The following is a 14348-nucleotide window of genomic DNA, read 5'->3' as shown; positions in this document are numbered from 1 at the left end:
TTGCTATTGTAGAGAAGAAAGATATAGAAGGAGTGGTTTGATGGTTGATCCAAAAATGTTACTGATGATTTTTATTATCAATTTTGCGTATATTACGCTAAATACCCTACGATTTATGCTGACAATGAAAGGGTATCGTTTAATTGCACCACTTGTTAGTATGGTTGAAATAATCATTTATATTATGGGACTTTCGCTGGTCCTTGATCGTTTAGATAATCCTTTAAATCTATTTGTTTACGCACTGGGCTATGCTGTGGGGATAAGTGTTGGCATCTTAATCGAAGATAAATTAGCGCTTGGCTACATCATGGTTACAACAATTTTACCAACGAATACTTCGGAAGATAAAAACCTTCCTCGAATTTTACGAGAAAATGGCTATGGTGTTACACAGACTTCTGCAATGGGGCTTGAAGGTGAACGTTTAGTTTTAGAAATTCTTTCCCCTCGTAAAAGTGAACGTGAACTATATAACTTGATTAAAACAGTTGAAGAACGTGCATTCATTATTTCCTACGAACCAAAATATATTTCTGGTGGATTTTGGACAAAAAAAGTTCGGAAACGTCAGAAAAATTAAGTTTTACTAATTGAAAAATCAAAAGTGTTTTCTCCTACCGGATCAGACAATATTACTTGTTTGATCCGGTTTATTTTTGTCTAAACCTCGACAAAAGCTCATTGTTTTGTTATGATAATATATGCAAACTATCATTTTCAGTATCGGAGAACAAGTTGAATGAATCGAAAAACAATGATTTATCTCCAATTAGCTTCACTATTTGGACTCTCGGCAATCCTATTCTTTGCACTACATACCTTTTCTACAACTTCTGATGCACCAAATCATGCGCTGGGATGGCTCTTACTAGATTACTCAACGCTTAATACGCTAGACCAAAGCGCTGGTTTACTTATCTTGTCTTCTTTATCATCGCTTCTGTTTGCAATCTTTTTTTCACGCTACGTCTACCTAGAAAAAACAGAAGCATTAGCAGAAGCTTCCTTTATTTTTATCGCACTAAAATTGTTTTCCTTTTTAGCTGTGTTACTGTACACCTTTAATCAAAATTCGCTGTTCTTTTTCATTTTAAATGGCTTGGTTGTCACCTTAGCAATTTTTTCTTTCTTTTTCTTCGCATTGGTTTTTAAAGAATTAAAATTAAGTCCTTTTTTCTGCTGGGTCTCACTCATTTGTTTTGGTTATAATTTCTTTGCCTTTTTGTTTCTGGCATTTGCACCAACAATTCAAACAACGATTATTCAAGATGTAAGTAATTGCTTTGATTTCTTATTTGTGATTTGTTTAGCATTTCTAATGTGGCAATATCAACGAAACAAATCCTATAAGTAAAAAGACAGACAAACGATTGAACGTTTGTCTGTCTTTTTTATTTTGCTTTGATATAAGAATACACCGTTAAACCAAGTGTTTTTTTCACTTCTTCGTAAATTCTTCTGTTAACAAAAGCAAGTTCCGATTCTGTTAAATCAACAATCTCAGCAAACTGGATGGCAGTCAACTCTTTTTTACTCTCAAGAACTGGTAACAGTAATTCAAACGTTGGTTCTGCTTGAATTGTCTTCGTTTGGATTAAGGATTCCAAAAAAATATTTGGACGACGATTTTTAAATTTATTTAATCGAACGCGCTCAATAATCACTTCTACTTGATCAAAATAATAGGATTCATTCACATCTCCCAGCAAAGTTGCTAATGAAAAGAAATCGGGGAACTGCGTAGGTTTATTTTTTTGAACGAAGAAATAATTAGCCAATGTTACTGGAAAATTTTCTGTAGTAGAAATCGAAACAAATTGATAGTCTTCATTTCCGGCAATTGTTTTTCGTGTCGTTTCCCCTTTTCCCTCATAACCATAAAAAGCCTGATTGTCTTCTTCAAAACAAGTGGACCAAAGTGTTTCTCCCACGATGAATTGTTGTTCCACTTGGGAAAATTTAGACAACTGTTCACTTAATCGTTGTACTTGATTAGCTATGATTTCTTGATAGCTAGCTTCATTTTCTGTAAAGATGGGAAAGTTTAACTTATACCTTCTTTCCTCACGCAGAATTAGTCCAGCTTCAATTAGTTGATCCAAAAAGTGTTCAAACTTTCGCTGAGGAAATACTTTTTTTAATTCTCTCAAAATGACCGGCTCAGGCTGTTCATTTAAATAAGTAATAACTGGTGAGAACAGCGGATCAGCCACCAATTTTTGATAAACTTTATTTTTTGGTGAATAAAAATAATTCATTTGCTCCCTCATTCCATTTAAATTTTATCTTTTATTCGTGATAAAAAAAGCTGAGTCGTAGTTTACACTCGACTCAGCTAGATCAGTAAATTAACTAAAAACTTCTGTTAATTGAGGAACAACTTGTTTTTTACGAGAAACAACACCTTTTAAAAATGCACGATTGTTTGTTAATTTTGTTTGGAATGCTGCTTCAACTTTTTCTTTGTCATCTCCAGCAACTAATAATTCTGAGTCGCTATCTAAAATATTTGTTACGACTAAGACAAACAAATCATAATCATTTGTAGTCATTTCTTCAGCCATTGCTGCTTCTAACTCAGTTTGACGATCCATTACTTCATTCAAATCAACCGTGTTGACTTGGGCAATGCGGACGTTTTTGTCACCCATTGGAAAACTTTTTGCGTCTAAATCAAGCAAAGTTGCAGCTGATTTATCACTTAATTTTGTACCAGCTTTTAGCATTTCTAAACCATAAACATTTAGATCCACTTCTGCGATTTCTGCAAGTTCTTGCGCTGCTTTTTCGTCTTCTGGTGTAGAAGTTGGTGATTTGAATAGCAATGTATCAGAAACAATAGCAGAAAGCATGATTCCTGCTATTTCTTTTGGAATGCTTACTTGATTTTCTTTGTACATTTTTAAAACGATTGTACTTGTGCAACCTACTGGCTCTGCACGGTAGTATAAAGGATTAGCTGTTTCAAAATTTGCGATACGATGATGATCAACTACTGATAAAATCGTTACCTCAGCAATATCTGAAATACTTTGTTGAAATTCATTATGGTCAACCAACATGACAGCTGCATCTTCTGCTTTCGCTGACTCTACTACGCGAGGTGCCGCTAAACCAAATGATTCCAAGGCAAACTGTGTTTCTTCATTAGGCGTTCCTAATGCTACAGCTTCTGTTTGTTTGCCTAATTCATTTTGTAAATGTGAGAATGCAATCGCCGCTCCAATTGCATCGGTATCTGGATTTTGGTGTCCAAAAACTAAAATTTTTGACATGTCATTCGCTCCTTTGTTCTTTCTCCTATTTAATAATAGCAAAAAAACGGAAAAGAGCAATACTAACTTCCTTTTCCGTTTCAAAACTATCTAGTTAAATATTCTTGGTAATCTTCTGTATGCAGTAGTTGTTTTGCGTTTTCTACACGCTCTTTCGTTGGTGGTTCAATTCCATCCAGTGGGTATTTCAAGCCTAATGTTTCCCATTTATATCGACCCATAGTGTGGTAAGGAAGAATCTCCACCTTATCAACATTGTTCAACGTTTTAATAAACTCATCTAACCGAATCAGATACTCATCGTAGTCACTACGTTCAGGAACAAGGACGTGTCTAATCCAAACTGGTTTACCGATTTCTGACAAATATTTTGCCATTTCCAAAATGTTTTGGTTCCCATTTGCTGTCAAAATCTTATGTTGATCGTTATCGATATGTTTGATATCAAATAATAACAAATCCGTGTATTCCATTAGTTCTTCAAATTTACTGAAAAACGGTTCTTCGCGGGAGAATGGTTTGCCACAGGTATCAATCGTTGTATGAACCCCTTGATCTTTTGCTTTTTTGAAAAGATCGATTAAAAAATCTAATTGCAGTAATGGCTCACCACCACTAATGGTAATACCACCTTTATCTCCCCAAAATTCTCGGTAAGCAAGTGCTTCATTTAACACATCGTCTGTTGTACGTTCAACACCACCGCCAATATTCCAAGTATCTGGATTATGACAAAATTGACAACGCATCCGACATCCTTGCATAAATGCGATAAAACGGATACCAGGGCCATCAACGGACCCAAAACTTTCAGTTGAGTGAATAAAACCTGTTACAGGTGTTGTCATAGACGTGTCCTCCTAATAATGACTTTTCGAGTAAAAAAAGGCGAATCGACTGAATCAGTCCATCCGCCTCCTTGACTTTTGTTACATTGATTCGTGCATTGTACGTGCAATTACATCGTTTTGTTGTTCGCGTGTTAACTTAATGAAGTTTACTGCATATCCAGAAACACGGATAGTTAATTGAGGATATTTTTCTGGATGTTCTTGGGCATCCAATAAAGTGTCACGGTTGAACACGTTGATATTCAAGTGGTGACCCATTTTCTTCGCATAACCATCAAGCATTGTTGCCAAGTTTTCTTCTTGCGTTTCTTCGTCGCGACCTAAAGCTTTAGGTACGATTGAGAATGTATTTGAAATACCATCTAATGAATATTCATATGGTAATTTTGCTACTGAAGACAAGCTTGCTAATGCTCCGTGTGTATCGCGACCATGCATTGGGTTAGCACCTGGTGCAAATGGTTCGCCTGCGCGACGGCCATCAGGTGTATTACCAGTTTTCTTACCATACACAACATTTGAAGTGATTGTAAGAATTGACGTTGTTGGTGTTGAATCACGATAAGTTTTGTTACGTTTAACTTTTGTCATGAATGTTTTTAATAATTGAATAGCAATTTCATCTACACGATCATCATTGTTACCATATTTAGGGTAGTCGCCTTCAATTTCGTAATCTTCAACAATTCCATTTTCATCGCGAACTGTACGAACAGTTGCATATTTGATTGCTGATAATGAGTCAACTGCTACTGAGAATCCAGCAATACCAGTTGCCATTGTACGCAAGATGTCTGTATCTTGTAAAGCCATTTCAATACGTTCGTATGAATATTTATCATGCATATAGTGAATGATATTCAATGTATTTACATATAATTCAGTAATCCAGTCCATCATAACGTCGTATTTTTCCATTACTTCATTGTAATCAAGAACTTCTGAAGTAATTGGTTGATATTTAGGTCCAACTTGTGCTTTTGATTTTTCGTCAACCCCGCCGTTGATTGCGTATAACAATGTTTTCGCTAAGTTTGCACGAGCTCCAAAGAATTGCATTTGTTTACCGATTCGCATAGCTGATACACAACAAGCAATTCCGTAGTCATCGCCCCAATGTTTACGCATAACATCGTCATTTTCGTATTGGATAGCTGATGTTTGGATACTCATTTTAGCACAGAAAGTTTTAAAGTTATGTGGTAAACGAGTTGACCATAGAACAGTTAAGTTTGGTTCTGGAGCTGGTCCTAAGTTTGATAATGTGTGTAAGAAACGGAAACTATTTTTAGTTACCATGTGGCGTCCGTCTTCACCCATACCAGCGATTGATTCTGTAACCCAAGTTGGGTCCCCTGAGAACAAAGCGTTGTAATCCGGTGTACGAGCAAATTTTACAAGACGTAGTTTCATAACGAAATGGTCAACGATTTCTTGTGCTTCTTCTTCAGTGATAACGCCATTTTGTAAATCACGTTCTACATAGATGTCTAAGAATGTTGATGTGCGTCCTAATGACATTGCCGCACCATTTTGTTCTTTGATTGCTGCTAAATATCCAAGGTATAACCATTGGAAAGCTTCTTTTGCATTTGTAGCAGGTTCTGAAATATCGAATCCGTAGATATTGCCGAGTTCTTTCAATTCGCTTAACGCACGAATTTGTTCGTTCAATTCTTCACGTTGACGAATAATATCATCTGACATGATACCAATACCACAGTTAGATAAATCAACTTGTTTTTCTTTAATCAAATAATCTACACCATAAAGTGCTACTCGACGATAGTCACCAATGATACGTCCACGTCCATAAGCATCTGGAAGACCAGTGATAACACCTGAACGACGTGCTGCACGAATTTCTGGTGTGTATGCGTCGAAAACGCCTTGGTTATGTGTTTTACGATAGTCACGGAAAATGTGAGAAACTTCTGAATCAATTTCAAATCCGTAAGCTTCAGCTGCTTGTTCAGACATTCTGATTCCACCAAATGGTTGTAAGCTGCGTTTGAATGGTTTTTCTGTTTGGAATCCAACAACCGTTTCCAAATCTTTGTTCAAGTAGCCTGGACCATGTGAAGTAATTGTAGATACAACTTTAGTATCCATATCTAATACGCCACCAGCTTCACGCTCTTGTGTGTTCAATTCCATTACTTGATCCCAAAGTTTTGTTGTTGCTTCTGTTGGGCCAGCTAAAAATTCGTCATTACCGTCATAAGGGGTATAGTTTTCTTGGATAAAATCTCTAACGTTTACTTCTTCTTTCCAGGTTTTTCCTTTAAATCCATTCCATTGCTCCATTGTATGGACCTCCTAAAAGTTTCTGTTTTATGTAACAGTTTTTACGTGATTAGTATAACACAGAGCGTCATCTTTGCAAGGGTTTTCTTGTTTTTTCTTTAACAATTTTTAGATTTTAATTGATGTATCTTTAAACAATGCTTTAATACCAAGCATTAGGCATTGTGAACACTTTCATCTTTTAATAAAAAAGTAAGATTTCTTCGATATTACAAATGAAAAAAGGAGCACGAACTGTACTACTACAGTTCGTGCTCCTTCAAGAAAAAATGATACAGTTATTCTTCGATTTTTGGGACGGGTGCTTCAAGTACAGCAATAATCTCTCCGCCTTGCTTTTCGTCCAACACAAATGAACCATTCGACGTACGATCACCAATTGGAAAATCAGTTGGATTAAATTCCACTTGTTTGCCCTTTTGATTCACGATTGTTAGCTCACGACTTGTTCCTTCAGACATATAAATAACTCGGTGAGGGTTTTTCTTTAGTTCTCTTAAAACTTGCACCCCACGTTTTGCACGTGATGTTTGCGAGATTTCTTGTGCAAGCATTCGTTTGACGGCTCCTCTTTGTGTGACGATTACGATTGGTGTATCGCCTTCAGCAAAAACTAATAAGCCATTGATGACTGTGTCATCATCTTTCAGATTGATTGCCTTCACTCCTGCTGCTTTTGCACCGACGACTGGTACTTCAACTAGCGGATACCGTAAGCCAATCCCTTGATGCGTAACTAGAAAGACGTCTAAATCCGCTTGTCCTTCTTCCAAATAAACAGCTACCAACTCGTCCTCATCTTTTAGTTTCATTGAGCTGAGCGGACGACTCTTATACGTACGCCATGGTTCAAACTCAGTCATTCTAGTCTGTTTGATCATGCCATTTTTACTAATAAAGATAAAGGTTTGTTCTGGTTGTATTTTCGTATATGGGAACACTGCGATAATTGATTCATCCATTGATAAATTCAAAATCGTTTGTGAAATGTGCTCACCAACTTCCTTCCATTTTAGATCTGGTAACTCATGGACTGGACGATAGATCACATTCGCTTTGTTCGTCACAAACAAGACATGATCTAATGTACTTAATTCACCAGTATACAAAAGATAATCGCCTTCACGCATACCAATCTCTTCTGGCTTCGAAGCACTATAAGAACGCAAGCTGCTTCGTTTCACATAACCTTCACGCGTTACGCTAACGACTACGTCTTCTTGCGCAACCAACACTTTCGTATCAATTTTTATTTCTTCGATTTCATCTTCGATTTTTGTAATACGTTTCGTTGCATAATTTTTCTTCACTTCACGTAATTCTTTTTTCATCAATGAAAACAGCTCTTTGTCATCTGAAAGAATTTTATTTAGTTCCGTAATTTGCGCAATCAATTGTTCAGATTCTTTTTGAAGATCAGTAATATCGGTGTTTGTTAAACGGTAAAGTTGCAGCATCACGATTGCTTCTGCTTGTTCTTCAGTAAACTGAAAAACATCCACTAAGTTTTTCTTTGCATCACGTTTATCTTTACTTTCACGAATTGTCGTAATCACTTGATCTAAAATCGATAATGCTTTCATCAAGCCTTCCACAATGTGTTGACGTTTTTGTGCCTTTGCCAAATCATACTGGCTACGTTTCGTAATGACATCTTTTCTATGTCCGATATAACTGCTTAAGATATCTCTTAGCCCAACTTGATGTGGTGTCATATGATCAATGGCTACCATATTAAAGTTGTAGTTGATTTGTAGTTCCGTGTTTTTAAATAAGTAATTTAGGATCCCTTGTGCGTTTGCATCTTTTTTTAATTCCACAACAATTTGCAAACCTGTTCGATCACTCTCATCACGAACTTCAGCAATTCCATCTACTTTTTTATTTAAACGCACTTCATCAATTTTTTTCACAAGGGTTGCTTTATTCACTTCGTAAGGAATTTCTGAAATGACAATTTGTTCTTTGCTTCCTTTGATTGCTTCAATTTTGGTTTTAGAACGTAGAATCACTTTTCCCCGTCCGGTTTCAAAAGCTTTTTTGATTTCATCTTTTCCCTGCAAGATTCCTCCTGTTGGAAAATCAGGTCCTGGGATAAACTCCATTAGTTTATCTAAACTTGCATTAGGGTGGTCAATCAGATAGATAGTTCCATCAATGACTTCTCCTAAATTATGCGTTGGTATCTCGGTCGCATACCCTGCTGAGATACCAGTTGAACCATTCACCAATAAATTCGGATATCTAGCGGGTAAAACAGTTGGTTCTTTTTCAGTATCATCAAAGTTCCAAACCATATCAACCGTATCTTTTTCAATATCCGCTAACATTTCACCACTTAGTTTAGACAGACGCGCTTCTGTATAACGCATTGCCGCTGGAGGATCGCCGTCCATACTACCATTATTCCCGTGCATTTCAATCAGCACTTCTCGAAGCTTCCAGTCCTGGCTCATCCGAACCATTGCTTCATAGATACTACTGTCTCCATGTGGGTGATAGTTACCCATGATATTTCCGACTGATTTCGCAGATTTACGGAATCCTTTATCATAGGTATTTCCATCTTTGTTCATTGCATATAAAATCCGACGTTGGACTGGCTTTAACCCGTCACGAATGTCGGGTAAGGCACGCTCTTGAATAATATATTTTGAATAACGTCCAAATCGGTCACCCATTACTTCTTCTAAGGTTAATTCTTGGATTTCTTGTCGATTTTCCATCAGGTGACCTCCTATTCTACATCAAACAACTGAATTGGCTTTTCAATCTCTTCATGCTCTTCATCTAATCGTTCGCTTGAAGTTGAAGCTGTCATTTCAGTGTCTTCTTTTTTTTCTAAAATACTACCGTCTTCTTCCATTGTAAATTGGACGTGGCTTTCAATCCATTTTCTCCGAGGTTCAACTTTATCCCCCATTAATGTCGTCACACGTCGTTCTGCTTGTGCCGCATCATCAATTCGAACACGAATTAATGTCCGTGAAGTTGGATCCATCGTTGTTTCCCATAATTGGTCGGCATTCATTTCACCTAACCCTTTATACCGTTGCAATGAATAACCTTTCCCAACTTTTTTGATTTCTGCAGCTAATTCTTCATCTGTCCAAGCATATTCAACCACTTGCTTCTTCCCTTGGCCTTTTGAAACTTTGTATAAAGGTGGTAAAGCAATATAGATCTTTCCGGCTTCAATTAATGGTTTCATATAGCGATAGAAGAAAGTTAACAATAGCACTTGGATATGCGCACCATCCGTATCTGCATCGGTCATGATAATGATCTTGTCGTAGTTACAATCTTCAACAGAAAATTCTGGTCCTACGCCTGCACCAATCGTATAAATCATGGTGTTGATTTCTTCATTTTTCAAAATGTCTTGCAATTTCGCTTTTTCTGTATTGATTACTTTTCCTCGAAGTGGCAAAATTGCTTGGAATTTACGATCTCGTCCTTGCTTGGCAGATCCACCAGCAGAGTCTCCTTCGACTAGATAAAGCTCATTCTTTTTAGGATTACGCGATTGTGCAGGGGTCAATTTACCTGATAACAAAGATTCGCCTTTTTTGCGTTTTTTACCATTACGGCTTTCTTCTCGCGCTTTACGTGCAGCTTCTCGCGCTTCACGAGCCTTCACTGCTTTTCTGACCAACATTTGGCTCATTTCACTGTTTTCTTGTAAATAAAAGCCCATTTGTTCGCCAATGACATTATCAACGACTGTTCGAGCAACTGGCGTACCCAATTTTTCCTTGGTTTGACCTTCAAACTGTAATAAGTTTTCTGGTACACGAATTGATAAAACCGCCGCTAAGCCTTCACGAAAATCGCTACCTTCTAAGTTCTTATCTCGCTCTTTCAAAAGTCCAACTTTACGAGCGTACTCATTATAAGCTTTCGTCATCGCTGTTTTCATTCCTGCTTCATGCGTACCGCCATCTTTCGTCCGTACATTATTAACAAAAGACAAAATATTCTCCGAATAGCCATCATTGTATTGATAAGAAACTTCCACTTCGATACCGTCTTTTTCACCAGAAAAATAGACAACAGGTGTCAATGTATCTTTTTCTTCATTCAAGTATTCGACAAATTCTTTGATTCCTTCTTCATAATGAAAAACTTCTGTAACCTCTTCTTCACCGCGAAGATCACTTAACGTAATTCGAACGCCTTTCAAAAGAAAAGCGGACTCGCGCAAACGCTCTGATAATATCTCATATGAAAATTTCACTGTTGAAAAGATCGTATCATCCGGTAAGAAATGAACCGTGGTTCCATTTGCTTTTTTTGTTTTACCAAGTTTTTTTAATGTCCCCTGTGGCTTACCACCGTCTACAAATTTTTGTTGGTATTCAACACCATCACGAACAATAGTTACAGTCAACCATTTTGATAAGGCATTTACCACACTGGCACCGACACCATGCAGTCCACCAGAGGTCTTATAACCTCCTTGACCAAACTTTCCTCCAGCATGTAGCACTGTAAAAATCACTTCAACCGTTGGAATTCCTGAAGCATGCATTCCAACTGGCATTCCGCGACCGCTATCTACTACAGTGATACTGTTATCTTTATGTATCACTACATCAATTTCATTTCCATAGCCTGATAAAGCTTCATCGACTGCATTATCAACAATTTCATACACTAAATGATGTAAGCCTCGGCTATCAGTGGAACCGATATACATCCCTGGTCGTTTTCTAACTGCTTCCAATCCCTCAAGAACTTGGATAGAAGCATCATTATATTCATTGATTACTTTTTTTGCCAAGGCAAACGCTCCTTCAATAATACTTGCGGAATTTAAAAGACCGCATCGAACTAATCATACTAAAAAAAACTGCGAAAAAAAAGAGGTTGGGAAAAAATCAAGAGAAACAGTCACCCAACCTGCTTTTAATTAACACCTTTCGCACATTAAAACTTTATTTATTTGGTCGTTGCACTTGCTCAGACTAGTTATCGTCCATTTTAGCTAGTTCAATTTTTATACAACGATTCATCACGATATCTTTTCGACCGGCAGCTTGTAATAATTTTGCTGCCTCTTCATTTTCAATTCCTAATTGTGCCCAAAAAACTTTTGCATCTGTTTGCAAAAAGTCCTGTGCTACTTCAGGTAAAAATTCACCACGTCGAAAAATATTAACAATATCAATTGGTTCTGTAATCTCTGTCAGATGACCATAAACTTTTTCACCTAGTACTTCTTGTCCAGCCAAAATTGGATTCACAGGAAAAATTTGATATCCTTTTTCTTGTAATAACTTCGCGATTTGGTAACTTGTTCGTTCTGGTTTATTACTCAAACCGACAACAGCAATATTTTTTGCTGACTTTAAATAATCAAAAATTGTTTCTTGGGTTGGATTTTCAACTGCCATCCTACTCATTCCTTTCATTCGTGAATTTCGATTGTTCCTACTACTCATTCATGCTAAAATAAACATTAGTTTTCAACTTGAAAGAGGTAAAAAAATGAAATTGATCTTATTACTTATTGTAGCATATCTTTTGGGTTCTATTCCTTCCGGCGTCTGGATTGGAAAAATCTTTTTCAACAAAGACATTCGTGCATATGGTAGTGGAAACACTGGAACGACCAATACCTTTCGTGTATTAGGCAAAAAAGCAGGAATCGTTGTCTTACTAATGGACATCTTAAAAGGAACACTGGCAACTTGTCTGCCAATTATTTTTCACATCACGACAATCAATCCACTTTGGTTTGGGGTCTGTGCAATCCTCGGTCATACTTTTCCGATTTTTGCAAAATTCAAAGGCGGAAAAGCAGTCGCAACCAGCGCCGGCATGCTCCTAGGTTTCAGTCCCATTTTCTTCGTCTACTCTGCAACAATTTTTGTCGTAAGTCTTTACTTCACCAGCATGGTAAGCTTAAGCAGTATGATCAGTGCTGTGTTGATTACTTTATCAACGATTTTCTTACCGTATATTGCACCGGTTATTTTACCTGAACATAATTGGCTGTTAACTATCATTGCTTTCTTAGTGTCATCTTTTATTTTTCTTCGTCACAAAGAAAACATTCAACGTATCAAAAACAAAACTGAAAGTCGAATTCCTTTTGGTTTAAATAGCAGCAAAAAAAAATAATTTTTCTTTCTCAAAAAAAGTGAACTGCGACATTTGTCGTAGCTCACTTTTTTGTTTATTTCACGGTGATTGAGTATTTTGTTTGGAAAATTTCATGAGCACCTAATTGATTGATTCCCACTTTTTCCATCAGACTTCCATTACTATTCACCGTATCCGCAATCCCACACCAAGGTTCGATACAAACAAACGGCGCTTCTTTTGGATAAGGTGACCAAATACCAACGTAAGGCATATCTTTATAGCTTAATGTCACACTGTGGCGTGATTTTTCACTACGAATCGAATAGGCATTTAGTCCTTTCGTTTCAAAAACAAGTGCATCTTGGTCAAACAACTCACGATCTAATGCCAAGTTCGTATTTGTTTGCCCCAATGTTCGTTGATCTAAATCGATATAAGGTCCTGCCAATGGTAAACGTAATCTTGATTTTCTTGGCGAGAAGGCCAAATAAAAATCATCAAACGACAAGCCTTCTTCCAATGGTACATTAAACGCTGGATGCCCACCAATTGAAAAATACATTTCTTCTTCTCCAACATTTTCCACTTGGTAATGAACAGTTATTCCGTCGCCACCTAATTCATACGTGATGACTAACTCGAAGTCAAACGGATAATTTTTTTTCGTTTCTGGTGTACTTTTCAACAGAAAACTTGCTTGCTCTGGTCCTTGCTCAATAACTTCAAAATCCATATCTCTTGCAAAACCATGTTGCCCCATCGAATACGTTTTCCCTTGATACATGTATTCGTCATTTTTCAAACGACCAACAAATGGGAAAAGAACCGGTGCATGACGTCCCCAAAATTCTGGATCCCCTTGCCAAATATATTCAAGATTATGCTCTTTTGATTGTAAGCTAATTAGTTCTGCTCCATGTTCAGCTATTTTAGCAATAAGCTGATCATTTTGAATAATTACGGTCATTGTGACTCCCCCATTTTTTGAAATTGCTACTGCCCTCAGTGAACTGAAAAATAAGATTCCGTTTAGTAGCTATGTTTTGCTAATTCTTCTTTAAAACGTGAATTAAGGACTTTTAAGTAGGTTCCTTTCATTCCCAAAGAACGTGATTCAATGATACCTGCAGACTCCAATTTGCGCAAAGCATTAACGATCACGGAACGAGTAATTCCGATTTCATCGGCAATATTTGACGCCGTCAAACGACCTTCGTCGCCATCAAGCGCATGGAAAATTGCTTGAACTGCTTTTAATTCACTGTAAGAAAGAGTATTGATTGCCATTTGCACAGCTGTGGCACTTCGCACATCTTCTTCAATGCTACGTGACTGTTGGTAAAGAATTTGCATTCCTACAACTGTTGCCCCATATTCCGCTAAAACTAAATCATCGTCAGTAAATGCTTGTTCCATTCGTGACAAAATAATTGTTCCTAAACGTTCTCCCGCACCAAAAATCGGTACGACTGTCGTTAAGCCAAATGGATATTTTTCTCTTGACTCTACTGGAAAAGCTGTAATTTCACTAGTGATTGGAATATTTGCTTCTGTCTTAACTAGTTGATCTACGGTATCTGTGTAAGAAAGTGGAAATTGTTTTTCAACGAACATAGTTTTCACACGTTCATTATTCACATCATGACGTTCATTATAACCAAGTAGCACGCCATCGCTACCAATGATATACGTATTACTGTCCAACACTCCACCTAGTGTCACTGCCATTTTGTCATACGGTAAATCAGCATCCATATCAAAGGTATTTTTTTGTTGTAAAAGTTTGTTGATCTTTCGGGTTTTCGTTAGCAAATCCGTCATA

12 protein-coding genes are annotated in these 14348 nt (G+C 37.1%); 3 read left to right on the top strand and 9 right to left on the bottom strand.

The genetic code is table 11. The annotated features are described in order from the left end of the window. Positions 1-40: 40 nt before the first annotated feature. Together AB3I20_RS10690 and AB3I20_RS10685 are read left to right on the top strand one after the other, a co-directional pair. Positions 41-583: a DUF2179 domain-containing protein gene (locus AB3I20_RS10690; protein WP_067485041.1), complete on the top strand. Its 543-nt coding sequence runs from the start codon at positions 41-43 to the stop codon at positions 581-583. Positions 584-742: 159 nt separating this feature from the next. Continuing rightward, positions 743-1357, top strand: coding sequence for a hypothetical protein (locus AB3I20_RS10685; RefSeq protein ID WP_067485039.1), 615 nt, complete (start codon positions 743-745; stop codon positions 1355-1357). Positions 1358-1394: 37 nt separating this feature from the next. Here the strand turns inward: AB3I20_RS10685 and AB3I20_RS10680 are convergent, their stop codons facing one another. The 7 genes from AB3I20_RS10680 to AB3I20_RS10650 all read right to left on the bottom strand — a co-directional run bounded on the left by AB3I20_RS10680 (position 1395) and on the right by AB3I20_RS10650 (position 11832). Next, complete coding sequence (locus tag AB3I20_RS10680) at positions 1395-2261, bottom strand: DUF1803 domain-containing protein (RefSeq protein WP_368027300.1); 867 nt, start codon at positions 2259-2261, stop codon at positions 1395-1397. A gap of 90 nt (positions 2262-2351) precedes the next feature. Then, a complete protein-coding gene (locus AB3I20_RS10675; protein ID WP_086271049.1) occupies positions 2352-3278 on the bottom strand; it encodes a manganese-dependent inorganic pyrophosphatase in 927 nt (308 codons plus the stop codon). An 86-nt stretch (positions 3279-3364) separates the two neighbouring features. Next, complete coding sequence (pflA, locus tag AB3I20_RS10670; RefSeq protein WP_368027299.1) at positions 3365-4126, bottom strand: pyruvate formate-lyase-activating protein; 762 nt, start codon at positions 4124-4126, stop codon at positions 3365-3367. Positions 4127-4207: 81 nt separating this feature from the next. Further along, positions 4208-6436 (bottom strand): formate C-acetyltransferase, encoded by a 2229-nt coding sequence (gene pflB / locus AB3I20_RS10665; protein WP_067485029.1) that lies wholly within the window; start codon positions 6434-6436, stop codon positions 4208-4210. 278 nt (positions 6437-6714) lie between these two features. Continuing rightward, positions 6715-9162, bottom strand: coding sequence for a DNA topoisomerase IV subunit A (gene parC / locus AB3I20_RS10660; RefSeq protein ID WP_067485026.1), 2448 nt, complete (start codon positions 9160-9162; stop codon positions 6715-6717). 11 nt (positions 9163-9173) lie between these two features. Beyond that, positions 9174-11219 (bottom strand): DNA topoisomerase IV subunit B, encoded by a 2046-nt coding sequence (parE, locus tag AB3I20_RS10655; RefSeq protein ID WP_368027298.1) that lies wholly within the window; start codon positions 11217-11219, stop codon positions 9174-9176. Between the two features lie 184 nt (positions 11220-11403). Then, complete coding sequence (locus AB3I20_RS10650; RefSeq protein WP_368027297.1) at positions 11404-11832, bottom strand: CoA-binding protein; 429 nt, start codon at positions 11830-11832, stop codon at positions 11404-11406. Between the two features lie 94 nt (positions 11833-11926). Here AB3I20_RS10650 and plsY point away from each other — a divergent pair, with 94 nt between their 5' ends. Then, a complete protein-coding gene (gene plsY / locus AB3I20_RS10645) occupies positions 11927-12562 on the top strand; it encodes a glycerol-3-phosphate 1-O-acyltransferase PlsY (protein ID WP_067485017.1) in 636 nt (211 codons plus the stop codon). Positions 12563-12617: 55 nt separating this feature from the next. On the opposite strand, the gene AB3I20_RS10640 is transcribed toward plsY, so the two are convergent. Together AB3I20_RS10640 and codY are read right to left on the bottom strand one after the other, a co-directional pair. After that, positions 12618-13493 (bottom strand): aldose 1-epimerase family protein, encoded by an 876-nt coding sequence (locus AB3I20_RS10640; protein ID WP_071869353.1) that lies wholly within the window; start codon positions 13491-13493, stop codon positions 12618-12620. A gap of 62 nt (positions 13494-13555) precedes the next feature. After that, positions 13556-14347, bottom strand: a complete 792-nt coding sequence (gene codY, locus AB3I20_RS10635) for a GTP-sensing pleiotropic transcriptional regulator CodY (protein WP_067485011.1) — start codon at positions 14345-14347, stop codon at positions 13556-13558. Between the last annotated feature and the right edge of the window lies 1 nt (position 14348).

The sequence above is a fragment of the Enterococcus sp. C50 genome, assembly GCF_040887505.1.
Taxonomy (GTDB): domain Bacteria; phylum Bacillota; class Bacilli; order Lactobacillales; family Enterococcaceae; genus Enterococcus_B; species Enterococcus_B thailandicus.
This window is presented reverse-complemented; position numbering and strand designations above follow the sequence as displayed.